The organism is Aestuariivirga sp., assembly GCF_047600585.1.
GTDB lineage: Bacteria > Pseudomonadota > Alphaproteobacteria > Rhizobiales > Aestuariivirgaceae > Aestuariivirga.
Window position 1 is genome coordinate 3,617,551 of sequence record NZ_JASGKP010000001.1, and the last position, 24,641, is coordinate 3,642,191.

The 24,641-nt window shown below is 64.2% G+C and carries 29 protein-coding genes and 1 tRNA gene; 19 read left to right on the forward strand and 11 right to left on the reverse strand.

The features are described 5' to 3' along the window. Nucleotides 1–7 precede the first annotated feature (7 nt). Together QM801_RS17770 and htpX are read right to left on the reverse strand one after the other, a co-directional pair. Nucleotides 8–1,537, reverse strand: a complete 1,530-nt coding sequence (locus tag QM801_RS17770; RefSeq protein ID WP_415020539.1) for a hypothetical protein — start codon at nucleotides 1,535–1,537, stop codon at nucleotides 8–10. Between the two features lie 81 nt (nucleotides 1,538–1,618). Then, nucleotides 1,619–2,557 carry a zinc metalloprotease HtpX gene (htpX, locus tag QM801_RS17775; protein ID WP_415020540.1) on the reverse strand — a complete coding sequence of 313 codons (939 nt, stop codon included), beginning with the start codon at nucleotides 2,555–2,557 and terminating at the stop codon, nucleotides 1,619–1,621. Between the two features lie 67 nt (nucleotides 2,558–2,624). On the opposite strand from htpX, the gene QM801_RS17780 reads away from it, so the two are divergent. Further along, nucleotides 2,625–2,795, forward strand: a complete 171-nt coding sequence (locus QM801_RS17780) for a DUF1674 domain-containing protein (RefSeq protein WP_415020541.1) — start codon at nucleotides 2,625–2,627, stop codon at nucleotides 2,793–2,795. Between the two features lie 71 nt (nucleotides 2,796–2,866). On the opposite strand, the gene gluQRS is transcribed toward QM801_RS17780, so the two are convergent. Further along, nucleotides 2,867–3,688, reverse strand: coding sequence for a tRNA glutamyl-Q(34) synthetase GluQRS (gene gluQRS / locus QM801_RS17785; RefSeq protein ID WP_415020542.1), 822 nt, complete (start codon nucleotides 3,686–3,688; stop codon nucleotides 2,867–2,869). Nucleotides 3,689–3,736: 48 nt separating this feature from the next. Here gluQRS and QM801_RS17790 point away from each other — a divergent pair, with 48 nt between their 5' ends. Continuing rightward, nucleotides 3,737–4,372: a DNA-3-methyladenine glycosylase family protein gene (locus tag QM801_RS17790; RefSeq protein WP_415020543.1), complete on the forward strand. Its 636-nt coding sequence runs from the start codon at nucleotides 3,737–3,739 to the stop codon at nucleotides 4,370–4,372. Nucleotides 4,373–4,479: 107 nt separating this feature from the next. Next, on the forward strand, nucleotides 4,480–5,040 hold the full coding sequence (locus QM801_RS17795) for an HNH endonuclease (RefSeq protein WP_415020544.1): 561 nt from the start codon (nucleotides 4,480–4,482) through the stop codon (nucleotides 5,038–5,040). A gap of 5 nt (nucleotides 5,041–5,045) precedes the next feature. On the opposite strand, the gene QM801_RS17800 is transcribed toward QM801_RS17795, so the two are convergent. The 3 genes from QM801_RS17800 to arfB are packed head-to-tail and all read right to left on the reverse strand — an operon-like array spanning nucleotide 5,046 to nucleotide 6,562. Then, nucleotides 5,046–5,531, reverse strand: a complete 486-nt coding sequence (locus QM801_RS17800; protein WP_415020545.1) for a disulfide bond formation protein B — start codon at nucleotides 5,529–5,531, stop codon at nucleotides 5,046–5,048. Further along, on the reverse strand, nucleotides 5,525–6,133 hold the full coding sequence (locus tag QM801_RS17805) for a YqaA family protein (RefSeq protein ID WP_415020546.1): 609 nt from the start codon (nucleotides 6,131–6,133) through the stop codon (nucleotides 5,525–5,527). Before QM801_RS17805 ends, QM801_RS17800 begins: the two co-directional genes overlap by 7 nt. A 6-nt stretch (nucleotides 6,134–6,139) precedes the next feature. Beyond that, nucleotides 6,140–6,562, reverse strand: coding sequence for an alternative ribosome rescue aminoacyl-tRNA hydrolase ArfB (gene arfB / locus QM801_RS17810; protein WP_415020547.1), 423 nt, complete (start codon nucleotides 6,560–6,562; stop codon nucleotides 6,140–6,142). 73 nt (nucleotides 6,563–6,635) lie between these two features. On the opposite strand from arfB, the gene QM801_RS17815 reads away from it, so the two are divergent. From QM801_RS17815 to QM801_RS17835, 5 genes are all read left to right on the forward strand, one after another. Then, nucleotides 6,636–6,719, forward strand: a tRNA-Leu gene (locus QM801_RS17815). A gap of 82 nt (nucleotides 6,720–6,801) precedes the next feature. Beyond that, nucleotides 6,802–8,325 (forward strand): D-alanyl-D-alanine carboxypeptidase family protein, encoded by a 1,524-nt coding sequence (locus tag QM801_RS17820; RefSeq protein ID WP_415020548.1) that lies wholly within the window; start codon nucleotides 6,802–6,804, stop codon nucleotides 8,323–8,325. Between the two features lie 7 nt (nucleotides 8,326–8,332). Further along, nucleotides 8,333–9,229, forward strand: coding sequence for a DMT family transporter (locus tag QM801_RS17825; RefSeq protein ID WP_415020549.1), 897 nt, complete (start codon nucleotides 8,333–8,335; stop codon nucleotides 9,227–9,229). Next, nucleotides 9,226–10,353, forward strand: coding sequence for a CobW family GTP-binding protein (locus QM801_RS17830; protein WP_415020550.1), 1,128 nt, complete (start codon nucleotides 9,226–9,228; stop codon nucleotides 10,351–10,353). Before QM801_RS17825 ends, QM801_RS17830 begins: the two co-directional genes overlap by 4 nt. A 38-nt stretch (nucleotides 10,354–10,391) precedes the next feature. Further along, on the forward strand, nucleotides 10,392–10,733 hold the full coding sequence (locus tag QM801_RS17835) for an arsenate reductase family protein (RefSeq protein WP_415020551.1): 342 nt from the start codon (nucleotides 10,392–10,394) through the stop codon (nucleotides 10,731–10,733). Nucleotides 10,734–10,787: 54 nt separating this feature from the next. On the opposite strand, the gene QM801_RS17840 is transcribed toward QM801_RS17835, so the two are convergent. Both QM801_RS17840 and QM801_RS17845 read right to left on the reverse strand, forming a co-directional pair. Next, nucleotides 10,788–11,666 carry a dimethylarginine dimethylaminohydrolase family protein gene (locus QM801_RS17840; protein WP_415020552.1) on the reverse strand — a complete coding sequence of 293 codons (879 nt, stop codon included), beginning with the start codon at nucleotides 11,664–11,666 and terminating at the stop codon, nucleotides 10,788–10,790. Further along, entirely contained in the window at nucleotides 11,663–11,905 is a 243-nt protein-coding gene (locus tag QM801_RS17845; protein WP_415020553.1) for a sulfurtransferase TusA family protein, read from the reverse strand. The genes QM801_RS17840 and QM801_RS17845 overlap by 4 nt, the downstream gene beginning before the upstream one ends. Before the next feature lie 38 nt (nucleotides 11,906–11,943). On the opposite strand from QM801_RS17845, the gene QM801_RS17850 reads away from it, so the two are divergent. Further along, nucleotides 11,944–12,534, forward strand: coding sequence for an MOSC domain-containing protein (locus QM801_RS17850; protein ID WP_415020554.1), 591 nt, complete (start codon nucleotides 11,944–11,946; stop codon nucleotides 12,532–12,534). Nucleotides 12,535–12,547: 13 nt separating this feature from the next. Then, the gene (gene mobA, locus QM801_RS17855; RefSeq protein ID WP_415020555.1) at nucleotides 12,548–13,135 is read left to right on the forward strand and encodes a molybdenum cofactor guanylyltransferase MobA; all 588 of its coding nucleotides are present in this window, start codon (nucleotides 12,548–12,550) and stop codon (nucleotides 13,133–13,135) included. Here the strand turns inward: mobA and QM801_RS17860 are convergent, their stop codons facing one another. Further along, the gene (locus QM801_RS17860) at nucleotides 13,136–14,005 is read right to left on the reverse strand and encodes a DMT family transporter (RefSeq protein ID WP_415020556.1); all 870 of its coding nucleotides are present in this window, start codon (nucleotides 14,003–14,005) and stop codon (nucleotides 13,136–13,138) included. It abuts the gene before it with no gap. 141 nt (nucleotides 14,006–14,146) lie between these two features. Here QM801_RS17860 and mobB point away from each other — a divergent pair, with 141 nt between their 5' ends. The 6 genes from mobB to QM801_RS17890 all read left to right on the forward strand — a co-directional run bounded on the left by mobB (nucleotide 14,147) and on the right by QM801_RS17890 (nucleotide 20,773). Beyond that, complete coding sequence (mobB, locus tag QM801_RS17865; protein ID WP_415020557.1) at nucleotides 14,147–14,644, forward strand: molybdopterin-guanine dinucleotide biosynthesis protein B; 498 nt, start codon at nucleotides 14,147–14,149, stop codon at nucleotides 14,642–14,644. Next, nucleotides 14,644–15,180 carry a DUF924 family protein gene (locus QM801_RS17870; RefSeq protein WP_415020558.1) on the forward strand — a complete coding sequence of 179 codons (537 nt, stop codon included), beginning with the start codon at nucleotides 14,644–14,646 and terminating at the stop codon, nucleotides 15,178–15,180. Before mobB ends, QM801_RS17870 begins: the two co-directional genes overlap by 1 nt. A 113-nt stretch (nucleotides 15,181–15,293) precedes the next feature. Beyond that, nucleotides 15,294–17,810 (forward strand): GcvT family protein, encoded by a 2,517-nt coding sequence (locus tag QM801_RS17875; protein ID WP_415020559.1) that lies wholly within the window; start codon nucleotides 15,294–15,296, stop codon nucleotides 17,808–17,810. 312 nt (nucleotides 17,811–18,122) lie between these two features. Next, complete coding sequence (locus QM801_RS17880; protein WP_415020560.1) at nucleotides 18,123–18,248, forward strand: hypothetical protein; 126 nt, start codon at nucleotides 18,123–18,125, stop codon at nucleotides 18,246–18,248. A gap of 158 nt (nucleotides 18,249–18,406) precedes the next feature. Continuing rightward, complete coding sequence (locus QM801_RS17885) at nucleotides 18,407–19,627, forward strand: MFS transporter (protein WP_415020561.1); 1,221 nt, start codon at nucleotides 18,407–18,409, stop codon at nucleotides 19,625–19,627. Nucleotides 19,628–19,813: 186 nt separating this feature from the next. Beyond that, on the forward strand, nucleotides 19,814–20,773 hold the full coding sequence (locus QM801_RS17890; RefSeq protein WP_415020562.1) for a DMT family transporter: 960 nt from the start codon (nucleotides 19,814–19,816) through the stop codon (nucleotides 20,771–20,773). Here QM801_RS17890 and QM801_RS17895 read toward each other — a convergent pair. Continuing rightward, entirely contained in the window at nucleotides 20,726–21,199 is a 474-nt protein-coding gene (locus QM801_RS17895) for an MGMT family protein (protein ID WP_415020563.1), read from the reverse strand. The genes QM801_RS17890 and QM801_RS17895 overlap by 48 nt on opposite strands. Before the next feature lie 76 nt (nucleotides 21,200–21,275). On the opposite strand from QM801_RS17895, the gene QM801_RS17900 reads away from it, so the two are divergent. Beyond that, the gene (locus QM801_RS17900; protein WP_415020564.1) at nucleotides 21,276–22,166 is read left to right on the forward strand and encodes a DMT family transporter; all 891 of its coding nucleotides are present in this window, start codon (nucleotides 21,276–21,278) and stop codon (nucleotides 22,164–22,166) included. On the opposite strand, the gene gloB is transcribed toward QM801_RS17900, so the two are convergent. Then, complete coding sequence (gloB, locus tag QM801_RS17905; protein WP_415020565.1) at nucleotides 22,163–22,933, reverse strand: hydroxyacylglutathione hydrolase; 771 nt, start codon at nucleotides 22,931–22,933, stop codon at nucleotides 22,163–22,165. The genes QM801_RS17900 and gloB overlap by 4 nt on opposite strands. A 78-nt stretch (nucleotides 22,934–23,011) precedes the next feature. Between gloB and QM801_RS17910 the strand changes: the two genes are divergently transcribed. Beyond that, nucleotides 23,012–23,773, forward strand: coding sequence for a class I SAM-dependent methyltransferase (locus QM801_RS17910; RefSeq protein WP_415020566.1), 762 nt, complete (start codon nucleotides 23,012–23,014; stop codon nucleotides 23,771–23,773). A 69-nt stretch (nucleotides 23,774–23,842) separates the two neighbouring features. Continuing rightward, nucleotides 23,843–24,637, forward strand: a complete 795-nt coding sequence (locus QM801_RS17915) for a chorismate mutase (protein ID WP_415020567.1) — start codon at nucleotides 23,843–23,845, stop codon at nucleotides 24,635–24,637. Nucleotides 24,638–24,641: the final 4 nt, after the last annotated feature.

Below are 24,641 nucleotides of genomic sequence, written 5' to 3' on the forward strand. Positions count from 1 at the left end.
CGGAGTTCTAAAGTAGCCGTGGATTTCCCGGCGGACGCGGGCGGCCTTTCACGGGCTTCTCGGCCGTGGCGCGGGGAGGGACGGCGCGTTCGGTCTTGGCGACCCGCTTCAGGGCAAAGTTCAGGGGATGGCCGTCGTCAGGCCCGGCGGTGATCAGGAAGGCGCCCTGTTCCACCTGGATGCTGCCGCCCCTGACCAGCACCTGCCAGGGCTGGCCCGTGGCGGGCACGATCATGGCGCCGGTGCCGTTGTGGGTGGTCGAGAGCTTGGCCGTCTCCGGCACATGCAGGCGGTAGCTGCCGCCGTCGCGGGGTGCGGCACGGTCCTCGAGGCGGATGTCCGAACCGTCGCCCGAGAGGAAGAGGGCGAGATGGCTGCCGTCCGCGGGGCCGGTCTCGCCCTGCTGTTCGAGCAGCGTGCCGCCCGGCGCACAATGGAGGACGGGCGTGAGGCCACTGCCAGTGCGGCGGGACTTCTGTTCAAGCCAGAGCAGGGCGCGGCCGCCGTCGCTCATTTCCATGCGAAGCGGCAAGGTCTTCGTTTTGGTCCAGAGCCCCACATGAAGCAGCGTCTGTCCGCCGGAGAGGCGGGCATGGCCTGCATCGGCGGCAAGGGCGCTGCCCTGCAGGGGCAGGGTGCCGGCAGGCGCTGCGAGATCGGGTGCATCGGCAAAGGCCAGCGTGCCATCGGCCCGGGTGATGAGGGCGAGATAGCTGGCGATGCTGGCACCGAGCGTCGAGAGCGAAGCGGGCACGCCATCGCCCGCACGGGTGAGGCCGTCGGTCAGGGTCCAGAGACGGCCGTCGAGACGGCAGAGGTCGTCGATGCTGCCGCTCCTCAGGCTGCCGTCGGCGTGGAGCAGGGCGGAGAGCGCATCACCCAGCTCCTGCACGAGGCGGGCGCGCTGGGCATCGCTGCGCCGCGTGGCGAGGTGCGCGGCGAGCAGCGCCGACGTGCGGGCAAAGGCCTCGTCCGGAGTCGCGGGCTTGATCTTCTGGACCGGCGTCTGGGCGCGGAGGATGCAGGAGGTGGCCAGCGCAATCGCCGCCGGGCTCTGCTCCGCTGCAATGGCGGGGGCATCGACGGCAAGGCTGAAAAGCGTGGCGATCTGGTCGGCCGGCGTGGCGCCCTGAGGATTCGCCTTCATCCAGGCGGCAAGCAGGCGGAGCGCGAAGAGGCCATGCACCGGACGGCCGCTGGCCCGGAAGCGCGACAGCCATTCCATGCGGAGGAGGGCGGCACGCCATTCCTTGCTGGGCGCCGCACAGGAGAAGACGGCATCGGGCAGGGCGTCGACACGCTCGCCCGCGAATTCGTAGATGCCGCCATACATGGCCTCGGCGAACTGGGCGCCTGCAAGCTGGGCATTGAAGTCGGCGCCGTGCTGGGGCCTCGCCAGAATGAGGCCGCTCAGGCTCACCGCGGGCACGGCGTGGTGCACCGTCACCGGCAGGGTGCTGCCCGCCCCGCGAAGGCGGAACGACGACAGAACGGGATGCAGCACCGTTCTGAACAGCGATGAGGCGCGGTCAGTCATGAGGTCCAACGGGTTCGGGGCAGGGCCAAGCTTCCGCCGAAGCTGGTTAATGAAGTGCTAACGGGGTGGCCGCTTTCGGGCTTATCCCCAGGGTCCTTTCCGGGTTGCATCCGCCGGGTTCTCCTCAACCTGCCAGGGACCGCGGGTGGAGCGGCCCTGTGCCGCAGCCCCGGCAAAGCCCGGTTCCGCCGCCATGGCCTCGAGGGCGGCGATGCGGCTGTCCGTATTGGGATGGGTGGAGAAGAGGGAATCGATCCCCGTCCCGGCCAGCGGGTTGATGATGAAGAGATGGGCGATGGCGGGGTTGGCCTCCGCCTCCTCGTTGCGAATGGCCTGCGCACCCGAGGCAATGCGCCGGAGCGCCGAGGCGAGCGCCAGCGGCTTGCCGGAGATTTCGGCACCACCCCGGTCGGCGCCATATTCGCGGGTGCGGCTGATCGCCATCTGCACGATCATGGCGGCCAGGGGAGCGAGCACGATGAGCAGGATCTGGCCGATGGCGCCGCCCGGCGCGTTGCGGTCGCGGCTGCCGAAGAGGAAGCCGAAATTGGCGAGCATGCCGATGGCGCCCGAGATGGTGGCGGTCATCGCCATGATCAGCGTGTCGCGGTTCTTCACGTGGGCGAGCTCATGTGCCATCACGCCTTCCACCTCGTCGCGGGAGAGGCGCTGGAGAAGACCGGTCGTCGCCGCCACGGCGGCATTCTCCGGGTTGCGGCCGGTGGCAAAGGCGTTGGGCTGGTCCTGCTCGATGATGTAGACCTTGGGCATGGGCAGCCCGGCATTCTGCGCGAGCCGCGCGACCATGGCATGGAACTCCGGGCTCTCGCGCTCCGACACTTCCCGCGCACCCGCCATGGAGAGCACCATCTTGTCGGCGTTCCAGTAGGCGAAGAGGTTCGTCATCACGGCAAAGCCCAGCGCCATCACCATGCCGGTCTCGCGGCCGAGCAGATAGCCGATGGCCAGAAAGAGGGCGGTCATCGCCGCCATCAGCAGCCCGGTCTTCATCTGGTTCATGGACAGACGCCTCTTTCAGAGTGTGGTTTCGAGGCCTAAATGGTGAGCAACACCAGAGTTTGCAAGAATGACAGAACGCACCCTCACCCCCGAAGCCCGGCGCGCCCTTGCCGAGGCGGAAGCCCGGCGCAAGGAACAGAAGGCGAAGCCGCTGCCGCCGGAACAGGGCGGTCCGCGCGGCCCCGAACCCACCCGCTACGGCGACTGGGAGAAGAAGGGCATTACTTCGGATTTCTGATTTCGATTTCTGGCGCATCGTGCGAGCAAGTGGTCACGGTTGCGACGCGCAAGATGCGCCAAAAATCTCAATCAGCCGAAGCCGAGGAGCGTGCGGATCTCCTGCGCCGTGGCACCTGCAGCCCGGAGGTCGGCAAGGCTTTCATCGCCCTTCGACTTGGCGAGCTTGCGGCCCGTGTCGTGCCGGATGAGATCATGGTGGTGATAGCGCGGCGCGGGGAGACCGAGCAGCGTTTGCAGCACGCGGTGGATCGCCGTCTGTTCGCGCAGGTCGTCGCCGCGCACCACATCGGTGACATCCTGGAAGGCGTCGTCGATCACCACCGAGAGATGATAGCTGGTGCCGATCCCCTTGCGCGCGATGATGACATCACCCCAGCGCTCGGGATGGGCTGAGATACTCTCGCCCTTCTCGTTCCATGTGAGCGGCCCGGTGCGGGCGATGGCCTCGCTCATGCGCAGCCGCAGCGCCGAGTCGGCGGAGAACATGTGCGCCACGCGGCGGCAGGTGCCGGGATAGAGCGGCTGTCCCTCGGGATCGCGCGGAGCGTCCGGATGCGAATCGGCGAAGGCCGCGAGGTCTTTCCGCGTGCAGGTGCAGACATAGAGGAGGTTCATCTCCATCAGTGTCACGATGGCCTCGCGATAGGCGGCCATGCGGCGCGATTGATGGAGCACAGGCGTTTCAAAGCTGATACCGAGCCAGGCGAGATCATCGATGGCCGCGCGGATGTTTTCCGGCGTGCAGCGTTCGCGGTCGATGTCCTCGATGCGGAGAAGGAGGCGGCCGCCGGCTTCGCGCGCCAGTCTTTCGTTGAGCAGGGCGGAATAGGCATGCCCCAGGTGAAGCCTGCCATTGGGGCTCGGGGCAAAGCGGAAAACGGGTGGCTGCATGGGCTCCTTCTTGCGAAGGGAGAGGGCATCCGTCAAACCTTTCTCCCCATGCTCATCCTCAGCGACGAGATCATGCCCCACGCGGTGGCCGCCCTCTGCCGCGCCGAACCACGCTTCGAAAACGTGGTGGCGCGCCACGGCCTGCCGTCGCTTCGCGCCATGACGCCCGGCTTCGAGAGCCTGCTTCATATCGTCACCGAGCAATTCCTCTCGCTCAAGGCAGCGCACGCGATCTGGCTCCGGCTGGCCGAGCGGCTGCGGCCCTTCACGGCCGAGACGGTGCTTGCGATTTCGCATGCGGAGTTGAGGGCGCTCGGCCTCTCGGGGGCGAAGGCCAAGAGCTTTCACGGCATTGCGCGGGAATATCTCACCTCTCCTGATTTATTCGAGGCCATCAGCGCAGCGAGTGACGAAGAGGCGCGCAAACACTTGATTTCATTGCCCGGTGTCGGGCCATGGACGGCGGACATCTATCTTCTGGCGGCGCTGCAGCGGGCCGATATCTGGCCCTGGGGCGATCTCGCGCTCCGTCATGCGGCGGGCGATCTTTTGGCGCGCGGGCAGACGCCCGACCACACGGCGATGCGGAAACTGGGAGAGGATTTCGCGCCCTGGCGGGCGGTCGCGGCCCGGCTTCTCTGGTCGCACTACCGGGGTCTCCGCGGCCTTGAACAGGCGAGCTGAAACGCCCACATCCGGAAGCGGAAAGCATTGTTAACGGGCCCTCTTCACAGGGCTGTCACGCAATATATAGTAGGAGTCGCTGCCAAGACAGCAGGTGGAGACTGACCTTGTATCACGCGCCCATCGCGCCGGAAGCCTGTCCTGCCCTTGTCCTCAATGCCGATTACCGGCCATTGAGCTACTATCCCTTGTCCCTGTGGAGCTGGCAGGACACGCTCAAGGCCGTGTTCATGGACCGCGTCAACATCGTCTCGGAATATGACCGGGTGGTGCGCAGTCCTTCGCTCGAGTTCCGTCTGCCTTCGGTCGTCTCGCTCAAGACCTATGTGAAGCCGGCACGCTCGCCTGCCTTCACGCGGTTCAATGTCTTCCTGCGCGACCGCTTCGAATGCCAGTACTGCGGCTCGGGCGATGACCTCACTTTCGATCACGTGATCCCGCGCTCGAAGGGCGGGCAGACGACGTGGGACAACGTGGTCGCGGCCTGCGCCTCGTGCAATCTCGCCAAGGGTGGCTTGCTGCCGCACGAGGCCGGCATGTTCCCGGCCCACAAGCCGCGCTGCCCCAGCGTCAACGACCTGCACAGCAACGGCCGCCTGTTCCCGCCCAACTACCTGCACGACAGCTGGCTCGACTATCTCTACTGGGATACCGAACTCGATCCGTGAACGGATCAGCGGTTGGGAACGAAGGGCGCGCGCGCTGCGCGGAAGGCCAGCACCGCGAAGGCGAGCGAGAATACCGCATTCCATCCGGCGAGCGACAATCCGAGAATGCGGATCGCCGCTTCGTTGCACTTCACCGCGCGCTTGGTGAGATCGGGAAGGCCGAGGCCTCCGCCCACACCGAGATCGCCGCCGCCTGAACAGGTGACGGGTCCTTCCCACCAGCCCCATTCGATGCCCGCGTGCCAGAAGCCAAAGACGGCGCTTGCAAGCCAGAGCAATGCCATCACCGCAAGGGCGGCGCGGATCCAGCTCGGGTTCCAGAAGAAGATGACGAGCGCAAGCGGCACGCCCACGTAATAGGCGTAGCGCTGCAGCAGGCAGAGCTCGCACGGCAGGTAGCCGTAGTATTCGAAGATCCATGCGCCCGCGATCAGCAGGAAGGCGCCGATGGCGATGAGAAGACTGGTGGCGCGGGGCGAGAGTGTCAGCATGTGGTGGTTCCTGAGGCGGCAAGATACTTGACCGCGAGATAGAGTCCAATGAGCACCGCTGCCGCAATGCCGGCGAGAAGACCGAGGCGCTTCTCGATGAAGGTCTTGATGCCCTCGCCATAGCGTTGCAGCGCCCAGGCGAGAGCGAAGAAGCGGGCACCGCGGGCGATCACGCAGGAGAGCAGGAAGAAGACGAAGCTCACCTGCGCAACACCTGCGAGGATGGTTACCACCTTGATCGGCGGCAAATGGGCGAGGCCCGAGGTGACGAGCAGCATCACCAGCGTGTCCTCGCTGGCGCAGTTCTTCAGCGCCTCGAAGGCTTCGAGCTTGCCGTAGAAGGCCAGCACCGGCTTGGCGAAGGCCTCATAGGCGAAGTAGCCGATGAAATAGCCGGCGATGCCGCCCAGCGTGGAGGCAAGCGTTGCGATCAGTGCAAAGCGATAGGCAAGTTTCGGCCGCGCCAGCGCCATGGGCAAAAAGAGCACATCGGCCGGGACGAGGAAGACGGAGCTTTCCACGAAGGCGATCACGGCGAGCCAGGCTTCCGCGGATTTGCGCGAGGCCAGCGAGAGTGTCCAGTCATAGAGGGCGCGCAGCATGGGCCGTCAATCATCCAGTCCGGGTTTTGAACGCCGCTTCTTCTTGACGTCGGAGCGGCGCGCCTTCGATTCGAGGCGGCGCAGTTTTGACGCCTTTGTCGCCTTGGTGGCAATACGCTTGCGCGGCCTGATGGCGGCCTTGCGCAGGAGGCTCACCAGCTTGTGAAGGGCATCCTCGCGGTTCCGTTCCTGCGAGCGGTGCTCCTGCGCGGTGATCACCAGTTCGCCTCCTTGCGTGAGCTGCCGTCCGGCAAGGCTGCGGAGGCGCACGCGCATGTCGTCGGGCAGGGCCGCGGCCTCGACGTTGAAGCGCAGCTCGACGGCGGTCGCCACCTTGTTGACGTTCTGTCCGCCCGGACCCGAAGCCCGCATGAAGCTCCAGCTGAGGTCAGCCGGATCAATGACGAGGGAGGGCGTGATGAAGATCATGGGAACCAGCCTTAAGCCCCTTTCCGGTTGACGGCGCAAGCCCTCACGCTTTAGAGGTTGCGCTCGCGTGAATGCCCGTGTGGTGGAATGGTAGACGCGGCGGACTCAAAATCCGCTACCGAAAGGTGTGGGGGTTCAAGTCCCTCCACGGGCACCACTCCTGTTCCTTGACGAGTCCGGATTGACGTGTTGCAATCCTCCGTGGGGATCGTCTGGCACCGTGGTGCCGAAGGCCAGGTATGTCGTTCGTGAAGAAGCTCGCTTTCATTCTGCTCTCGCTGTTGCTGATGTTCACGCCCGCATTCGCCCAGGTGAGCGATGCGGCCGCCACCGGCCAGGCGCAGACGCCTCCGCCCCCCGTCAAGGCCAAGACCAAGGCCAAGACGAAGGAGAAGGCGAAGGACACGGCGAAAGACAACAAGACAAAGACAGCGAAGGACAAGGGCAAGGCCAAGGCGGTCCAGAAGCCGGCGGACCCCGAAGATCCGGAAGACGCCGCCGATGCCGCGAATGCCGACAAGAAAAGCGACGCCAAGGCCCAGCCTCCGGCAAAGGTCGAACCCAAGGGCCCCTTCATCATGATCGACGCCCGCTCGGGCGAGGTGCTGATGGAAGGCCGCTCGGGCGAGCCCTACTATCCCGCTTCCCTCACCAAGCTGATGACGAGCTACATCATCTTCCAGAAGCTGCGCGCCGGATTGATGAAGCCGGACCAGCAGCTCACCGTGTCGGAACTCGCCAACTCGCAGGAGCCGAGCAAGATCGGCGTACCGGTGGGCAAGACGGTGAGCGTCGACTTCGCGCTGCAGGCGCTGCTCGTCTACTCTGCCAATGACATGGCCTATGTCCTCGCCGAAGGCGCCGACGGAACCATCGCCGCCTTTGCCGACGAGATGAACGCCAACGCCAGGCGCCTCGGCCTCACCGCCTCGCATTTCCAGAATCCCAACGGTCTCTTCGATCCGCGCCACGTCTCGAGCGCGCGCGATCTCGCGGTGCTTGCCGCTGTCATCATCAACGAGTTCCCGGAGTACCAGAAGTACTTCATCCAGCCCTTCGTCGAGGTGGGCAAGAAGCGCCTGCCCAACCGCAACATCCTGATCCGCACCATGCCGGAAGCCGATGGCATGAAGACGGGCTTCGTCTGCGCCTCGGGCTTCAACCTCGTCGCCTCGGCCACGCGCAACGGCCGCCGCCTCATCGCCGTGGTCATGGGCATGAAGAACAGTGCGGCCCGCGCCGCCGCCGCCCGCGCCATGCTGGAGGAAGGCTTCGACATGCCGCCCGCACCCCGGCGCAAGGTGGCTGACGTGCCGAACCTGCCGCAGGGCGCCATCGTGCCCGTCGACATGACCGGCACGGTCTGCCGCAGCAAGCCGCTCGTCACTGTGCAGGATGGGGCGGAGCTTGCCGGATGGGCCGCCTCCTTCGGCACCTATGATTCCGCCGACAAGGCGCAGATGGCGCTCCGCGGCCGTGCCCTCAGCCCCGCGGGCCTCACCGCCGGCGGCAAGGCGGGCGTCATCGAGCTCCCCGACAACAGCGGCTATTCGCCGGTGATCTGGGGCCTCGACCAGGGCAAGAGCGCCACCGTCTGCGCCCAGTACAAGCAGGATGGCGCACATTGCGACGTGCTGCCCGCGGTGCTGATGGACAAGATCGCCATGGTCGCCAAGGCGAAGAAGGCGGCCGAGGCGGCGCAGACATCCATCGAGCAGGGTGCTGACTCGGAGCAGAAGCCGGTTCGCCGGATCGGTCATTGATGCTCTCATGCTGAAGCCGGCCCATCTGACGGGCGTGCTGCTCGCCCTTGCTGCCGCCTCGATCTATGGCGCGGTACCGAACTTCGCCCGCATGGCTTTTCTCAACGGCGTGCCTGCGCTTGAATCGGTGCTGAGCCGAACCACCGTGGTGGCGATCGGGCTTGGCCTCGTGGCGCTGGTGCGCGGCGAAAGCTTCCGCCTCAGCCGTGCCGCCTGGCCGGTCTTCCTCTATCAGTGCATGGCGACGCTCATGGTCTCGGCCTGCTACCTCGCTTCGGTGCAGTTCCTGCCGGTGACGCTCTCGGTCATCGTCTTCTATCTCTTCCCGGTGCTGATCGTGCTGGCGGCCCCGCTGGCCGAAGGCCGTGCGCCGGGTCTCGCCCGCATCGGCGTTGCCCTTCTTGGCTTTGCGGGTCTGGTGGTGGCGGTGGGGCCCGCCTTCGAGAACATCAGTCTCATCGGCCTGCTCCTTGCCTTCGGTGCGGCGGTGGGCTGCATGATGCAGTTCTTCTCGGGGCGGATGCTGTCACGCCATCTGACACCCGCCGCCTTCGGCAGCCTCGTCCATATTGCGATCTGGCCGGTGATCCTGGGGCTGGCGCTGGGCTTCGGCGGCGAACTTCACCTCCTGTCGGGCGGCGCCGGCCTCGGCCCCAATGCGTACATGGCGGTGGCGCTGGTCTCCTTCACCTACCTCGGTGGCTATTTCTTCCATATGTCGTCGGTCCGGGCCGCGCCCTCCTCGGTCGTTGCGCCATATTTCAACCTGGAACCCATCGTTTCCACCATCATCGCCGTATGGGTTCTGGGCGAGACGATGGCGCTTGCCCAATGGGTGGGCGGCGCCATGGTCTTTGCCGCCCTTGTCATCTCCGGATTTCTTCCGGAAAAGGAGCCGGCATGACGACACCGCTTCCCGTTTCCGTGCTCACGGGCTTCCTCGGCTCGGGCAAGACCACGCTGCTCAACGGCCTCCTCAAGGACCCGATGCTGGCCAATGCCTGCGTTATCATCAACGAGTTCGGCGAGGTGGGGATCGATCACCTGCTGGTGGAGAAGTCCGACGAGAACGTGGTGGAGCTGTCTTCCGGCTGCCTGTGCTGCACCATCCGCGGTGACCTCATCGATACCCTTGCCGATCTTCTGGCGCGGCGAGATGCCGGCACCCTCAAGGCCTTCGACCGCATCGTCATCGAGACGACGGGCCTCGCCGACCCTGCGCCCATCCTGCACGTGCTGATGATGGAGCCGCTGCTGGTCGCGCACCTCCGCCTCGAAGGCGTGATCACCGTGGCCGACGGCTTGAACGGCATGGCCACGCTGGACGCTCATCCGGAGGCGGTGAAGCAGGTGGCGGTTGCCGACCGCATCGTCCTCACCAAGCTCGATCTGCTCGTGGGCAAGCCGGGCGAGGACATGCTCTTCGCCATCATCGCGCGGGTGCGGAAGCTTGCGCCCGGTGCGCGCCTTCTCACCACCCATCGCGGCGAGGCGACTGCGGAACGCCTCTTCAACACCGGCGTCTATGATCCTTCGGGCAAGTCACCGGACGTGAAGGCCTGGCTCTCGCTCGAACAGGTCCAGCGGGCGGAGCGCGCCTCCCATGGCCACCAGCATCACCATGACGGTCACGGGACCGGGCATGGTCACGGGCATCTTCACGATGTCTCCCGCCATGACGAGCACATCCGCTCATTTGCATTCACCGACGACAACCCCATCAGCCCGCAGGCGCTGGAGCTCTTCCTCGAACTCCTCACCTCCTATCACGGCCCGAACCTGCTGCGCATGAAGGGCATCATCAAGCTCTCGGACGATCCGGAGCGGCCGGTCGTGCTGCACGGGGTGCAGCATGTGCTCCATCCGCCGGTGAGGCTTGATCATTGGCCCGACCCGCAGCGGCAGACCCGGCTTGTCTTCATCGTCAAGGACATCGAGAAGAAGGCGATCGAGGAATTGTTCCGGGCCTTCACTGATCCGGTGACGGGCGGAGCCAGTAAAACCGACAAGACCCTCTCCCTCTCCTGATCCCACATCCTTCCTGATCTCCCGCTGCGAGGACCCCGATGAAAGCCTACGGATTGAAGAAGTGTTCGACCTGCCAGAAGGCGCTCGACTATCTCGGCGCCAAGAAGGTGAAGGTGGTGTTCACCGACCACAGTGAGACGCCGCCCACCAAGACGCAAGTGGCCGGCTGGTCCAAGGCGCTGGGCGGCTGGGAGAAGATGATCAACCGCGCCGGCTACACCTGGCGTGGGCTTCCAAAGTCCGAGACCGAGGACCTGACCGAGGCCAAAGCCGTGGCGCTCGCCGTCAAGCATCCCTCGCTCATCCGCCGCCCGCTCATCGAGCATGACGACGGCAGCGTCACCGTCGGCTTCTCCGACAAGGTGAAAGCGTTGTTCTAGAGCAACGGGCGAGCAAGTGCCCCGCACTTGCGACGCGAAAGTTGCTCAAAGAAATTACCCTCTCACGAGGGGCCTCGTCATGCAGGTGGGGCCGCCTTCGCCCTTGCGGCAGATGTCGGCGCCGCTGATCACCTCGACCTTCACGCCCGCCTCGCGCATGCGGTGATGGGTTTCGGGGTTGCCGTCCACCATCATGGCGTGGCGGGGGCCGAGCGCCAGCACGTTGCAGCCCATGGTGTCGAACTCCTCGTCCGGCACATGGACGAAACCGATGCCGCGGGATTCGAGCAGTTCGACGAGCCGCACCGGCATGAGCGGCAGGTAGACGACCGCAAGGTCGTGGTCGAGCGGGCTCAGCACCGACATGAGGTGGAAGACGTCGCTCCGGCCCTTGTAGTGGGGCATGTCGAACCACAGGACCTCCACGTCGCCGCCCGCAAGCTCCTGCAGCTGCATCACGCCTTCCACATTGGTGCGGTAGCCGACGCCGGCGATCAGCGTGTGGCGGTCCAGCCAGACAAGGTCGCCCCCTTCCAGCTTGCCGTCGCCGTCGATCTCGCCGGCGATGGGGAAGCCCAGGCTCTCGAGATGGCTGCCGTTCACCTCCGCCTCCTTGCGGCGCTGGGGCTTGCCCATGCGCGGCTTCACGAGGCCGTTGGGGGTCACGACGAGTGCATCATGGGTATAGAGTGAATCGAGGGTGAGGCCGGGCCCCGCGGGCAGCTTGATCACCTCGGCGCCCGTGGCGGCGAGGATCTTCTCCACCGCCTCGAATTCCTTCAGCGCCTTGGCGAGGTCGGGGCGGGAATGGAAGTTGAGGTCCTTCCACTCCGCATCGATCTTGGCGTCCGACTGGAAGGCCTGGGCGGGGCCGCGCACCGCCACCTTCTTCAATGTGCCCCAATTGTTGAACTGGCCGAAATCGTAAGTCATTTGCGTCTGATCCTGAAATGAAGGGTGTCGCCCTGCTGCTCCTGCGAGAGCAGCACATGGCCCTGCTCGGTGCAGAAGTGGGGCATGTCGATGGCCGACATGGGGTCGGTGGCGACAACGCTGAGCACGCTGCCCGAGGCCATGGCCTCCAGCCGCTTGCGCGCCTTCAGCACCGGCAGCGGGCAGAGAAGGCCCGTCACGTCCAGCCGCGTCTCGCGTTCCGGGTGGTTGTCGCTCATGGGCGCTTCGTATAGTGCCAATGGGAGGGAGATGCCATATGCCGTTATTGACCAAGTTGCCGAAGCCCGGGCGGGTGGAGAAGCTGTTGCAGCGGGCCTCGCGCGACAAGGGGTTCGAGAAGGCGGAGACGGGCGAGGTGCAACTCACCTTTGCGGGCCCTGACGGCGATTGCCATGGCGGCGAGACGCGCGCCTCCGACAGCCGCACGCTGCAGCTCTACAAGCGCAACACCCCCATCCGCAACGTGCGGCAGGTGACGATCCTCTCGGTGGAGGAACTTGAGGCCACGGCAAAGGCGCTCGGCATTCCGGCGATCGATCCCGGCTGGTTCGGCGCCAACATGGTGATCTCGGGCGTGCCGGACTTCACCCTGCTGCTGCCGTCGACGCGATTGCAGTTTCCCTCGGGCGCGGTGCTGGTGGTCGACATGGAGAACCTGCCGTGCAAGCAGATTGCCGACGTGGTGGCGAAGCATCATCCGGAGGTTCAGTTCAAGGTGGTGCCCGCCGCCATGCACAAGCGCGGCGTGACCGCCTGGGTCGAGCGCGAGGGCAGCGTTAAGGAAGGTGATGAAATGACGGTTTGGATTCCGCCCAACAGGCCTTATCCTCACATGCCAGTGGTGTGAGTGAAGCGTTTCCATGCGTGTGTTGGGTGCAGTGATTGCGGGCGGCCGCTCGAGCCGCATGGGCGGCGAAGAGAAGGCCTTCCTGCCGCTGGCAGGGGTGAGCCTCATCGAGCGGGTGATGTCGCGCATTGCGCCGCAGGTGAACGAGATCATCATCAATGCCAATGGCGACCTCACACGATTCGCGGCTTTGAACCGCACCGTGATCGCCGACGCGCTCGATCTCGGAACACCGCTCGCCGGCCTTCATGCGGCGCTGAAGCATGGCGAGGCCCATGGCTTCGAGGCGGTGCTGACGGTGCCGTCCGACACGCCCTTCCTGCCGCTCAATCTGGTCAGGCGTCTCTCCGATGCGGGTGCCGCCACGGGTGCCGCTGTCGCCATGAGTGGTGGTCAAGTGCATCACCTCACCGGCTTGTGGTCGGTTGCCATCGCGACACCGCTCGAGGCCATGCTGAAGGACGGCAAGCTCCGCCGCGTGATGGATCTCGCCGAGGTCTTCGCGGTTGAAACGGCGGAGTGGTCCGCCGATGCGGTCGATCCCTTTCTCAACATCAACACCCCGGAAGACCTCGCGGCCGCCGAAGCGCACGCCTGCTGATCAGGTTACGGCCGGAAGCAGCTTCCATTTCAGGTTCAGGCCGAGTGTTGCCCCCGCGATCAGCGCCACGCCCACGAACTGCCAGGGCGAGAGCAGCTTGTCATAGACGAGCCAGTCGATGAGGATGACGACGGCGGGATAGACGAAGTTCATGATGGCGATCACCGGTGTGGCGAGCAGCGGGAAGGTGGCATACATCGCCACCATCACGAGGCCGGTGTGGATCACGCCCATGCCGATGAGCCAGCCCCAGGAGGCGGCCCCCACATCCTGATGGAAATTGGCGAAGCCCGCGAGAAGCACCGCGCCCGTCGCCGCCTGCATCATCATGGTCACTTCCGGGCGCTGGTTGCGGATCGCCCGCGTGATCATGGTCGTCACCACATAGGCGGCGGCCGAGACCAGCGTCAGCACCAGGCCCAGGAGCCAGGCGGAGCTTTCCTCATGCTGGCCACCCAGTGCGCCGCTCGCCAGCGCCACGCCGGCAAAGGCCATCACCATCCAGAGGATCTGGTCGCGGCTCACCCGGTCGCGCCAGACGATGGCGCCCGCGATCACGAGGATGAAGGGATAGCTCTGGAAGACGAGGGTGGCGGTGGCAATCGAGGTCATGCCGAAGGCGCTGAAGAGGCAGACCCAGCAGAGTGCCAGGAAGGCCCCCGCCAGCACCGCCCAGCCAAGGTTGCCGCGGCTCATCTGCTGCCACCTCAGGTGGCCGAAGGCGAGGCTCCAGCAAAAGAGAAACAGCGCCCCGAAGGCGCAGCGCCAGAACACCGTGGTCATGGCGTCAAGGCCCGCCTCGTGGGCGAAGGCGCCGACCGAGGCGCTGACGGCCAGCGCCAGCGCCAGTTGCACCGCAGGGTATTTCACGTGTGGGGCTGCTGGCACTGGTCCGTCTCTGAAGGCCTGTCTCCGAAGGCGGCAGGCTTAGGCAAAGGCGGGGACTCGATCAAACGCGCATTTGTGATAGAGGCATCACCGGAAGTCATGGCAGAGGCAGGAAACGGGACGATGCAGAAGGTGATCGGGGTCGCCGGGTTCAAGAATTCCGGCAAGACCACGCTGGTGGAGAAGCTGGTCCGCCACCTCACGGGGCAGGGGTATCGCATCTCCACCGTGAAGCATGCCCACCATTCCTTCGACATCGATCACGAGGGGCGCGACTCCTTCCGCCACCGCAAGGCGGGGGCCAGCGAAGTGGCGGTGATCAGCCGCGACCGCACGGCGATCATCCACGAACTCCGCGGCGAGGCGGAGCCGTCGCTCGCCGATGTGCTCGGCCGTCTCAGGCCCTGCGACCTCGTCATCGTCGAAGGCTACAAGCGCGACAGCCACGACAAGATCGAGGTGCGGAACCTCGATCTCGATCATCCGGCGCTGGCGGGCGACGATCCCACGGTCGTTGCCATCGCCGCGACGGGAACAATCGACGGTGCGCCCGTTCCCGTCTTCGACCGGGACGATGTCGCGGCCCTTGCAAACTTCGTGATCGGGCATATGAAACTCTGATGCAGCCCGAAACCGTCACGCGCACCTGGTTCGAGGCCGGCGAGGACCGCTGGTTCACCAAGGATGCGGGCTTCGACGGGATGCTGCGCATCCGCTTCGGCGCAGCGCTTGCGGAGGCGCGGCAGGGCGCCTTTGATCACTGGGCCGAAACACCCGAAGGGGCGCTCGCCCTTGTCATCCTGCTCGACCAGGTCTCGCGCAACATCAACCGCGGCTCGCCGCTCGCCTTCGCTGCCGATGGCCGGGCGCTGGCGCTCGCCAAGGCCTCCGTGGCGAAGGGCTTCCACATGCGCATGCCGCCACCCCGGGCGCAGTGGTTCGTGATGCCTTTCGAACATGCCGAAGACCTCGATTGCCAGTACCGGGCGGTGGCGCTCTTCACCACCATGGGGCTTGGCGACATGGCCCACTGGGCGAAGGTCCATCTCGACATCATCGCCCGCTTCGGGCGCTTCCCCCACCGCAACCCCGTTCTCGGGCGGCCCTCCACCCCGGCGGAAATCGCCTTCCTCAAGGCCGGCGGCTTCGCGGGTTGAATCCCGGGTCGTGTCGCAATCCGCCTCCGCCTGTCGCTTGTTCCCAAAGGGGGTTGAGTTTTCCTCACTATTGTGAGGAGAATTGAACCACCCCTCTTTCAGGAACTTCCCACATGAAGACAGAAGCACGCGCAGTCGTCATCGGAGGCGGCGTCGTCGGCGTCTCCACGCTTTACCATCTGGCCAAGAAGGGGTGGAGCGATGTCGTCCTGATCGAGCGCAAGGAACTGACCTCCGGGTCGACCTGGCATGCCGCGGGCCTGCTGCCGCTCTTCAATCTTTCCTACTCGGTGGGGCAGATCCACAAATACTCCGTCCGCTTCTACCAGGAGCTGGAAAAGGAAACCGGCCAGCATGTTGGCTTCCGCCAGGTCTCGAACATCCGTCTCGCCCGCACCAAGGACCGCTGGGACGAGTTCATGTATTACGCCGGTGTCGCCGAAACGATCGGCGTCAAGGTGAACCTGCTGACGCCTGAGCAGGTCAAGGAAATCTGGCCGCTCTGCGAAACCGAAGGCCTGCTCGGCGCCATCCAGCATCCCGATGACGGCTACATCCAGCCCGCCGACCTCACCCAGGCGCTGGCCAAGGGCGCGCGCTCGCGCGGCGCCGAGATCTACCGCAACACCACCGTGACGGCGATCAGCCAGCGCGCCGACGGCAAGTGGGTGGTGACCACCGACAAGGGCGAGATCGTCGCCGAGCACGTGATCTCCTGCTCCGGCAACTTCGCCCGCAAGACCGGCGCCATGGTCGGCCTCGACATTCCGGTGATCCCCGTCGAGCACCAGTACATCGTCACCGAGCCGCACCCACTCATCAAGGAGCGCCAGGCCAAGGGCCTGCCCGAAATGGGCGTGCTGCGCGAGGCCGATTCCTCCTGGTACATGCGCGAGGAGAACGGCGGCCTGCTGCTCGGGCCCTACGAGAAGGGCGCGCCCTGCTGCTACATGGATGGGCCTTCCGACGAGAGCGAATACGAACTCTTCAACGAGGACCTCGACCGCCTTGCGCCCCACATCGAGACCGCCATCACGCGCGTTCCCGCCTTCGGCGAAGTGGGCATCAAGAAGGTCTACAACGGTGCCATCGCCTATACGCCCGACGGCTCGCCGATCATCGGACCGGCCTGGGGCCTCAGGAATTTCTGGCTGAACGAGGGCCACTCCTTCGGTGTCACCGCGGCAGGTGGCGCCGGCTGGCAGCTGGCCGAATGGATCGTCGACGGCGAACCCACCATCGACATGATGGGCGTCGATCCGCGCCGCTTCGGTCCCTACGCCTCCAAGGGCTATCTCAAGATCAAGAACGAGGAAGCCTACGCCAACGTCTTCACGCCCCACTATCCGGATGAAGAGCGCTCGGCGGCCCGCCCGCTCAAGACCACGCCGTGCTACGGCCGGATGAAGGAGCTGGGTGCGGTGTTCGGCTCGGTCTATGGCTGGGAACGCCCGGGCTGGTTCGCGCCCAAGGGCTATGGCCTCACGGACGCCGAGCTTGCTTCGCCCGACGTGCTCACCAACCACAATCATGCGCCCGCCGCGGATGACGGCAAGATCAAGGAGAAGTGGTCCTTCCGCCGCTCCAATTATTTCCGCTTCGTGGGCGAGGAATGCCGCGCGGTCATGGATAGCGTCGGCCTGCAGGACATGTCGGCCTTCGCCAAGATGGAAGTCTCGGGACCAAAGGCGCGGGAGTGGCTGGAGTCGATCCTCGCCAACAAGATCCCCAAGAAGCAGGGCCGCATCGCGCTCTGTCATCTGCTGACGCCGAAGGGCGGCGTGCGGGCCGAGTTCACGGTCTATGAATGGCAGCCCGGCCGCTTCTATCTCGTCTCGGCCGGCGCCTACGAGCGTCACGACCACGACTACCTGCAAAAGCTCTGCCCCACCGATGGCTCGGTGCGCCTGAACCCGATCACCACGCGTCTGGGCGTGCTCGTGATCGCCGGTCCCAATTCGCGCAAGCTCCTGCAGAAGCTCACCTCGACCGATCTCTCCAACGAGGCCTTCCCCTGGCTCTCGGGCCAGCAGATCAGCGTGGGTCCCGTGTCGACGCACTGCCTCCGCGTCAACTTCGTGGGCGAGCTCGGCTACGAGTTCCATCATCCGATCGAGCAGCAGGTCGCACTCTTCGACCTCCTCATGGAGGCGGGCAAGGAATTCGGCATCCGCCCCTATGGCATCAAGGCCATGTCGTCGTTGTCGATCGAGAAGAGCTACCGCCTCGTGCCGCGTGAACTGTCGATCGAATACTCGGCCTATGAATCGGGCCTCGACCGCTTCGTCCATCCCAACAAGGGCCAGTTCATCGGCCGTGATGCGCTGGTGGCGGGCCGCGAGAAGGGCCTCGCCTGGAACTTCGTCACCATGGAAGTGCATGGTGTGGGCGATGGCGAGTCCGATGCGCGCGGTTCCGAACCCGTCTATGCCAAGGGCAAGCTTGCGGGCCGCGCCACCAACGGCGGCTTCGGCTTCCGCGTGAACAAGTCTTTGGCGCTCGCCATGGTGAAGCCGGAACATGCCGCACTCGGCACGGAACTCGAGATCAAGATCCTGGGCAAGCTGTTCAAGACCACGGTCATCGCCGAAAGCCCCTATGATCCGGAGAACGTGAAGCTGAGGGGGTAGGCCCGCGCCTCTTTCATTCTCCGTGGCCGGGCTTGACCCGGCCATCCAGTGGTACTCGCGAGTCTGGATGCCCGGCTCAAGGCCGGGCATGGAGAGACCTTTCCACCCCCGTCACCCCCGCGAAGGCGGGGGCCCAGCTTTCTTTGGGTGCATGGGTGATCCGCCAAAGCTGGATTCCGGCTCGCGCGCGACATCTCGCTGACGCTCGATCAAGGCGCTGCGTCCGGAATGACGACTGAGACTGGCGGTGCGTGGTGCGTTATCCCCCGCATTGCTGTCATTCCCCACACGGCAAACGTGTTAAGAGAGCCCATGGAATCACGGCAACAGAGCTATGGGCAGGGCGTCGTCTTCGTGCTGCTGGCCACACTCGGCTGGTCGCTCTCCGGGCTGTTCGTGCGGCCAATCGTTTCATTTCCAGCAAGCCAAACTGTCTAAAGATAAGACATCACTACTGCGAAACAGCCAGCAAGAGGTGATTACACTCTGCGGCGCAAAGTGATTTGCGCATTTGTTCGAAGTATTCCAGCTGTACCAACAGCTTTTTCTCCAGACATCCCACTAAACGATGGATGCTCTGTGAGAGCCCGACGGTAATGGCCCACACTCAAGTTTATAGTCGTTACGACAATCTACTTGTAACGTTCGTGCTGCCAATTACCAACATTGGTGCCGGCATGACCTGGTCCGGACTTCCCTATTTGTTAGCGAGCGAAACCAGTGATTTGTCCAATATACCTGTATTGTTCATCGCGTCAGTCACAGCGAGCGCACTCTTCACGCTCATAGGAGGGACAGTAGCAGATCACTTTCAGAGGAAGAGTGTTGTCATTGTCTGTTTGATTGCCGACGCATCATTGACTTTAGCTCTTGCAGGGATCGGGTCAGCAAACACAATCTATCTGTTCTACGCGGTCAGTTTCAGCAGTGCACTGATTGGCTCGCTGAATGGCTCAATTCTTGGTTTGTGGATCAAGGACATACTCAACGCTACCGCGGACAACCTGGCACGATCTCTTGCTCAAAGAGGAATTTGGAATATCTCTGCGAAAGCGATCGGGTTCTCGATTGGGCCTGTCATTTACAAAGTGCTTGCATTCAACGCCCTCTATGTGGATGCGTTGTTCTCTGTTATTCCGATTATTGCGCTGTTCTGGATTCATGACCCCGACCGAACTAATCATGGAAGGGTCGGCTGGAGTGGTGGGTATACAGAAATTGCAAAACGAGATTTTTGGACGCGCGAAAGGCGACTAATAATCTCTCTCTATGCCCTAACCGCCTCCTACACAGTCCCAACCGTTATAATTTCTTATGCAGTTTTGCTGGGGCGCTTCGGATACGATGTCGTAAACGCTTCAAGTTTTTGGCTATTTGCAAGTCTGGGCTCGGTGATCAGCCATCTTGGTTTAGCACAGCGTTTCGCAGATCGCTTAAACAGCGGTACTCGCCTCGTTGTAGGCCAAGCGATAATGGCAGTGGGATTTATAGGTCTGTGGGTTTCAGATTCCATTTCATCATTCATCGCCTTCTTCATGGTATTTACTTTCTCGAATCCTGTCATCACCAACTCACTTGAAACAGAAGTATACGAAAAGTGCAGCGACTCGTTTCGGGGGCGCTTTGCCGCGTTGTGTTACTTGTCTGACGATCTCGCGGGATTGTTTGTTCTTACCACATTCAATCTTTATGGCGCAGATGAGAGGGGAGATTTCTTCTATCTTCTTTCAATTCCAATAATGACGTTCGCTATTCTCCTTATTTATTCAAATAGAAGCTACCTCAACAGCCACTCGGAAAAACAGAGGGCCGACTGAGAGTTGCTGTGCGCGGCGCACCTTTTGAGGCTCGGCGCGGCCTCGCTCCTGAGGGTGAGGGTGAAAGAAACGTTCCTCATGCTGAGGTGCCGCGCAGCGGCCTCGAAGCATGGGGCTGAGCGTGGTGCCACAAATCCCCCCCGCATTGCTGTCATTCCCCACACGGCAAACGTGTTAAGAGAGCCCATGGAATCACGGCAACAGAGCTATGGGCAGGGCGTCGTCTTCGTGCTGCTGGCGACACTCGGCTGGTCGCTCTCCGGGCTTTTCGTGCGGCTGATGCCGGGGCTGGACGGCTGGCAGCTCAACTGCTGGCGCGGCTACTGGATGTCCGTCGTTCTGCTCTGCTACCTCGTGATCGTCTATGGCCGCGACCTGCCGCAGCGCTTCCGCGTCATTCCTTGGCCCGCCATGCTCTTCTCGGCCGGCTTCTTCGCCGCAGGCTCCACCCTCTACGTGACGTCTCTCACCCTCGTCAGCACCGCCACCGTCTCGGTGATCGGCGCCTCGTCCCCCATCTTCACCGGACTCCTCAGCCCGTGGGTGACGGGTGAGCGGCCCGGCCTCGCCGCCTGGATCGCCGCAGCGCTCGCCATGGTCGGTGTCGGCATCATCGCCTGGTCGAAGATCGAGGGCGGCAATGCAATTGGCATCTTCATCTCCATCCTCGTGCCCATGACCTTTGCGGGACAGACGCTGGCGCTCCGGCGTTACCGCGGCGTCGACATGACGCCCGCCATCTGTGTGGGCGGCTTCGTCTGCTTTTTCGCGGCGGGCTTTCTCGGCTTCACCGCAGACCATCCGGGCGGCGGCTTCAATGTCTCGATGCGCGAGATGATGCTGCTTGCGATGATGGGGCCGCTGCAGCTCTCGATCCCGCTCATCTTCTACATCAAGGGGGCGCGCTCCGTGCCTGCCGTCACGCTTGCCCTCATCGCCATGCTCGACGCGGTCATCAATCCGCTCTGGCCGTGGCTCTTCGTGGGCGAGGAACCGGAAGCCTCCTCCTTCATGGGCGGTGGGGTGATCGTGCTTGCCGTGCTGATCTCGATCTTCGGTGGCCAGTGGCTGAAGGCGCGCAGTGAAAAAGCTGCAGCCTTAGCCGAGCCGCGCCAGCTTCGTGTCAAAGCCAGTCACGGTGAATGAGCTCTTGCCCTTCGCCACAACGCTGTGACCTTCATCGCGCAGGCGCTTCTTCTGTTCGGCGATGCCGCCCGGCATCTTCGGATTGAGCGTACCATCGGACTTCAGCACACGCCACCACGGCGTCACGCGCTTGCCGCCCATCTCCTCGATCTCGGCGGCGGCGCGCGCGGCGATGCTGAGGAAGATGCCGGTCGTCACCGGGCAGGCAATGGAGGTGCCGTGGCGCCGCGCCAGTGCGTCCCGCAGCGTGTTGACGGTCGCAAGTTTTCCCTTGGGGATTGCCCGCACCAGCTCATCGATTTCCGATGGCGTCGAGATCACCATGCTGCCGCCGGGCGGTGCCCAATGGGCCACCCGTGCGGGCATTGGATGCACGATTTTCGCCTCCTGGGGCTTGCGCAGTTTTTCGATTGCTGACATCGCCATGGCTTGATCTCCCACGTCCTGCGGCAGAGCTTGTGCGCCTGCTGCTGTCAGGACGTGTCAGCAGGAACTGTGAACCATGGGCAAGACAACCGCAACACTGACCGGCTTCACCGCCGTTCTCATGTGGGCGATGCTTGCCATGCTCTCGGCCCGCTCCGGCACCATGCCGCCCTTCCAGCTGGCGGCCATCACCTTCCTGATCGGTGGCGGGCTCGGTCTCGTCTCGTGGGCTTTTCGGCCGGGCGCCGCAAAGAGCCTCAGGCAGCCCTGGCAGGTCTGGGCGCTCGGGGTGCTTGGCCTCTTCGGCTATCATTATGTGTACTTCTCGGCGATCCGTGCCGCCCCTGCGGTGGAGGTCAGCCTCATCGCCTATCTCTGGCCGCTCTTCCTCGTCATCTTCTCGGCGCTGCTGCCAGGCGAGCGCCTCCGGCTGCATCATTTCATTGGTGTTGTATTGGGGCTTGCGGGCGCGGTGCTGGTGATCAGCCGCGGCGACATCGCCACCATGATGGGGCAGTTCGGCAAGGGCCATCTGCTCGCCTTCGCCTGCGCCTTCATCTGGTCGGGCTATTCCGTCCTGTCACGCCGCGTGGCGGCGGTGCCGACCGACGTGGTGGCGGGCTACTGCCTCGTAACGGCACTTCTCTCCGCCCTCTGCCATCTCGCGCTGGAAGAGACCGTGTGGCCCGAGACCATCGGCCAGTGGCTGGCCATCCTCGGGCTTGGCCTCGGGCCTGTGGGCTTGGCCTTCTACACCTGGGACGTGGGCGTGAAGCGAGGCGACATCATGGTGCTGGGAGCGGCATCGTATGCGTCGCCGTTGCTCTCCACACTGGTGCTGGCGGCGGCGGGCATGGTCGCCTTCCACTGGTCGATCGTGGCCGCGTGCCTGCTCATCACGCTCGGTGCGGTGATCGCCGCCAAGGACATGATCTTCCGGAAGAGGAGTCCGAAAACGGAAGGTTAGAACCTGTTCTTGCGCTCGCGGATCTCCGCGAAGACCTGCGCATCGGTCGCGTTCTCCATCCCCAGCACCTTGCGGATCTCGGGCGAGGCGCAGCGCAGGTAGGGATTGGTCTTCAGTTCTTCGCCGATGGTGGTGGGGCAGGTCATCTTGCCCTGTTCGCGCAGGGACTTCACTTCGATCGCACGGCGCTGCAGGTCGCGGTTGCCCGGTTCGATGGTGAGCGCGAACTTCGCATTGGCTTCGGTGTACTCGTGTCCGCAATAGACCGAGGTCATCGGCTGCAGGGTGCGGAACTGGTTCACAGACGTATGCATCTGCTCCATGGTGCCTTCGAAGACGCGGCCGCAGCCCAGCGAGAACAGTGTGTCGGCGGCGAAGAGCAGGTAGTCGTCGGAGAAGTGATAGGCGACATGGCCCAGCGTGTGGCCGGGACAATCGAACACCTTCACTGGACGGTGGGCAAGCTGCAGCACGTCGCCGCCCTTCACCGTCTGCATGATGCCGGGGATCTTCGCCTTCTCCGCCTCGGGGCCGATGATGCGGCAGCCGAACATCTCCTTGAGCGCAAGGTTGCCGGCGATGTGGTCCTCGTGGTGGTGGGTGGTGAGGATGTGGGTGAGCTGCCAGCCCCGCTTCTTCAGGTTGTCGGCGATGGCGTTGGCGTCGGGCGCGTCGATCGAGATCGTCGTGCCGGTGCGGCTGTCGTGGACGAGAACACCGTAGTTGTCGTCGCGGCAGATGAATTGATGGACATCGAGATTGGACATGGGCGCTCCCTATACCATGATTGTCGTTTGGCAAGGGCAAGGGCTGCAATTTTCTTTCCGAACGTTTAGATTGTAACCATGGATGTCATTGATCTCCGCGAGTTCTATCAGGGGGCGCTGGGCCAGTCGGCCGCCGGCCTGATCCGCTCTGCGCTGCAGCCCAGGCTGCGCATCCATGCCGGACAGACTGTCATGGGGCTCGGCTTCGCGCATCCCTATTTCGAAAACGCGGTGCCCACGGACGCGGTGAGCTTCTCCTTCATGATGGCGCGGCAGGGCGTGCTGCACTGGCCCGAAGGCGAGGACAACCGCGCCGCCCTTGTGGACGAGCGCGAGCTGCCGCTCCTCGAAAGTGTCGTCGATCACGCCGTCGTCGTGCACGGACTCGAACTTGCCGACAGCCCGCTCGACATGCTGCATGAAATCTGGCGGGTGCTGGCGCCGCAAGGGCGGCTTTATCTCGTGGTGCCGAACCGCCGCGGATTGTGGTCGTCCTCGGAGCGTTCGCCCTTCGGCCACGGCCAGCCCTTCTCGCGGGCCCAGCTTCTCGCTCTTCTGAAGGAGGCGCGCTTCTCGGTGACGTGGTCGAAGGAAGCGTTGATGCTGCCGCCCTTCGGTGGCGCCTCGGTTCTCAAGGCGGCGCGCAGTGTCGAGACCGTGAGCGCCCGTGTGCTCGGGCGCTTTGCCGGCGTCATCGTCGTCGAGGCGATGAAGCAGGTCTATGCCTTCTCGTCGGGCAAGCGGGCGCGCCGCTTCGTGCCGCGGCTGCGGCCGGTGCTGCTGCCGTCACCGCAGCCCCTCCGCCGGAGTGCGGGCGGAGACGAGGGCAGTCCTCCTTGAGGGCAATAAATGCCTGTTCCCACTGGCGGGTGCGTGGGTTACTGTTCTGTCACACAGTTCGAGTCACAGATGTCAGCACCTTCCGAGTTGTCCCAAACGCCAAGCCTGGATGATGTGCGCCGCGCCATCGACATCGTCGATGACGGATTGCTCGAACTGCTGGAAAAGCGCATCTCGCTTGTGGATGGCGTGATCGCCGCCAAGGCCAATGAGCCCGCGGGGCAGGGCTCGCCGCTCCGCCCGGTGCGGGAGATGCAGATCCTCCGCCGCCTGATCGCGGCGCGGGACCAGGCCGACCCCCAGCTTCTGGTGCGTCTTTGGCGCACCATCGTCACCGAGGCGACGCTCATGCAGGGCGTCATCACCGTGCACGTCAGCCGCAAGACGGCGCAGACCATCGGCCACCGCCTGCGCATCCGCGACCACTTCGGCCGCTTCCCGGTAGAGGAGTGGCGCGACCCCGGCCAGGCCATGATGCAGGTGAACGCCAATCCCTCCGACATCTGCATCGTCGAGACCGAATCCGACTGGGTCGAGCCCTTCGTGGAAGGGGCGGCCGGGCGGGCTTCGGTCATTGCCGGCCTTCCGGCGGTGAGCGAGGGCGCCATGCCCAGGCTGCTGGTGCTGGGGGTGGCTCCCACCCCGGCCACGGGCGAGGATGAGACCCTCTTGATTACAAAGGGCAATTTGCCGCGGGACTTCTCCCCCCAGCCGATCTGGCAGCTCAAGGCCGGTCCCTACAGGCTTTCGGCGCTGGCCGGCTGGTATTCGGAGCATGAAACCCCGCTTGTCGGCACCGCCCGCTCAAACCCCGGACTTGGCCTCAGGGTCGCCGGGCGCTATGCGTCCGCCATCGAGGTTTGACATC

What these genes read in the sequence shown, in the direction of transcription:
- QM801_RS17830 (WP_415020550.1), top strand. Translation starts at nt 9,226, where the DNA reads ATGACGACACCGCTTCCCGTTTCCGTGCTCACGGGCTTCCTCGGCTCG.
- QM801_RS17805 (WP_415020546.1), bottom strand. Translation starts at nt 6,133, where the DNA reads ATGCTGCGCGCCCTCTATGACTGGACACTCTCGCTGGCCTCGCGCAAA.
- QM801_RS17900 (WP_415020564.1), top strand. Translation starts at nt 21,276, where the DNA reads ATGGGCAAGACAACCGCAACACTGACCGGCTTCACCGCCGTTCTCATG.
- QM801_RS17910 (WP_415020566.1), top strand. Translation starts at nt 23,012, where the DNA reads ATGGATGTCATTGATCTCCGCGAGTTCTATCAGGGGGCGCTGGGCCAG.
- QM801_RS17835 (WP_415020551.1), top strand. Translation starts at nt 10,392, where the DNA reads ATGAAAGCCTACGGATTGAAGAAGTGTTCGACCTGCCAGAAGGCGCTC.
- QM801_RS17845 (WP_415020553.1), bottom strand. Translation starts at nt 11,905, where the DNA reads ATGAGCGACAACCACCCGGAACGCGAGACGCGGCTGGACGTGACGGGC.
- QM801_RS17825 (WP_415020549.1), top strand. Translation starts at nt 8,333, where the DNA reads ATGCTGAAGCCGGCCCATCTGACGGGCGTGCTGCTCGCCCTTGCTGCC.
- QM801_RS17885 (WP_415020561.1), top strand. Translation starts at nt 18,407, where the DNA reads ATGGCCCACACTCAAGTTTATAGTCGTTACGACAATCTACTTGTAACG.
- QM801_RS17895 (WP_415020563.1), bottom strand. Translation starts at nt 21,199, where the DNA reads ATGGCGATGTCAGCAATCGAAAAACTGCGCAAGCCCCAGGAGGCGAAA.
- QM801_RS17840 (WP_415020552.1), bottom strand. Translation starts at nt 11,666, where the DNA reads ATGACTTACGATTTCGGCCAGTTCAACAATTGGGGCACATTGAAGAAG.
- QM801_RS17880 (WP_415020560.1), top strand. Translation starts at nt 18,123, where the DNA reads ATGGAATCACGGCAACAGAGCTATGGGCAGGGCGTCGTCTTCGTGCTG.
- QM801_RS17875 (WP_415020559.1), top strand. Translation starts at nt 15,294, where the DNA reads ATGAAGACAGAAGCACGCGCAGTCGTCATCGGAGGCGGCGTCGTCGGC.
- mobB (WP_415020557.1), top strand. Translation starts at nt 14,147, where the DNA reads ATGCAGAAGGTGATCGGGGTCGCCGGGTTCAAGAATTCCGGCAAGACC.
- QM801_RS17790 (WP_415020543.1), top strand. Translation starts at nt 3,737, where the DNA reads ATGCTCATCCTCAGCGACGAGATCATGCCCCACGCGGTGGCCGCCCTC.
- htpX (WP_415020540.1), bottom strand. Translation starts at nt 2,557, where the DNA reads ATGAACCAGATGAAGACCGGGCTGCTGATGGCGGCGATGACCGCCCTC.
- QM801_RS17780 (WP_415020541.1), top strand. Translation starts at nt 2,625, where the DNA reads ATGACAGAACGCACCCTCACCCCCGAAGCCCGGCGCGCCCTTGCCGAG.
- QM801_RS17770 (WP_415020539.1), bottom strand. Translation starts at nt 1,537, where the DNA reads ATGACTGACCGCGCCTCATCGCTGTTCAGAACGGTGCTGCATCCCGTT.
- QM801_RS17820 (WP_415020548.1), top strand. Translation starts at nt 6,802, where the DNA reads ATGTCGTTCGTGAAGAAGCTCGCTTTCATTCTGCTCTCGCTGTTGCTG.
- QM801_RS17800 (WP_415020545.1), bottom strand. Translation starts at nt 5,531, where the DNA reads ATGCTGACACTCTCGCCCCGCGCCACCAGTCTTCTCATCGCCATCGGC.
- QM801_RS17890 (WP_415020562.1), top strand. Translation starts at nt 19,814, where the DNA reads ATGGAATCACGGCAACAGAGCTATGGGCAGGGCGTCGTCTTCGTGCTG.
- QM801_RS17870 (WP_415020558.1), top strand. Translation starts at nt 14,644, where the DNA reads ATGCAGCCCGAAACCGTCACGCGCACCTGGTTCGAGGCCGGCGAGGAC.
- QM801_RS17850 (WP_415020554.1), top strand. Translation starts at nt 11,944, where the DNA reads ATGCCGTTATTGACCAAGTTGCCGAAGCCCGGGCGGGTGGAGAAGCTG.
- gloB (WP_415020565.1), bottom strand. Translation starts at nt 22,933, where the DNA reads ATGTCCAATCTCGATGTCCATCAATTCATCTGCCGCGACGACAACTAC.
- gluQRS (WP_415020542.1), bottom strand. Translation starts at nt 3,688, where the DNA reads ATGCAGCCACCCGTTTTCCGCTTTGCCCCGAGCCCCAATGGCAGGCTT.
- mobA (WP_415020555.1), top strand. Translation starts at nt 12,548, where the DNA reads ATGCGTGTGTTGGGTGCAGTGATTGCGGGCGGCCGCTCGAGCCGCATG.
- arfB (WP_415020547.1), bottom strand. Translation starts at nt 6,562, where the DNA reads ATGATCTTCATCACGCCCTCCCTCGTCATTGATCCGGCTGACCTCAGC.
- QM801_RS17915 (WP_415020567.1), top strand. Translation starts at nt 23,843, where the DNA reads ATGTCAGCACCTTCCGAGTTGTCCCAAACGCCAAGCCTGGATGATGTG.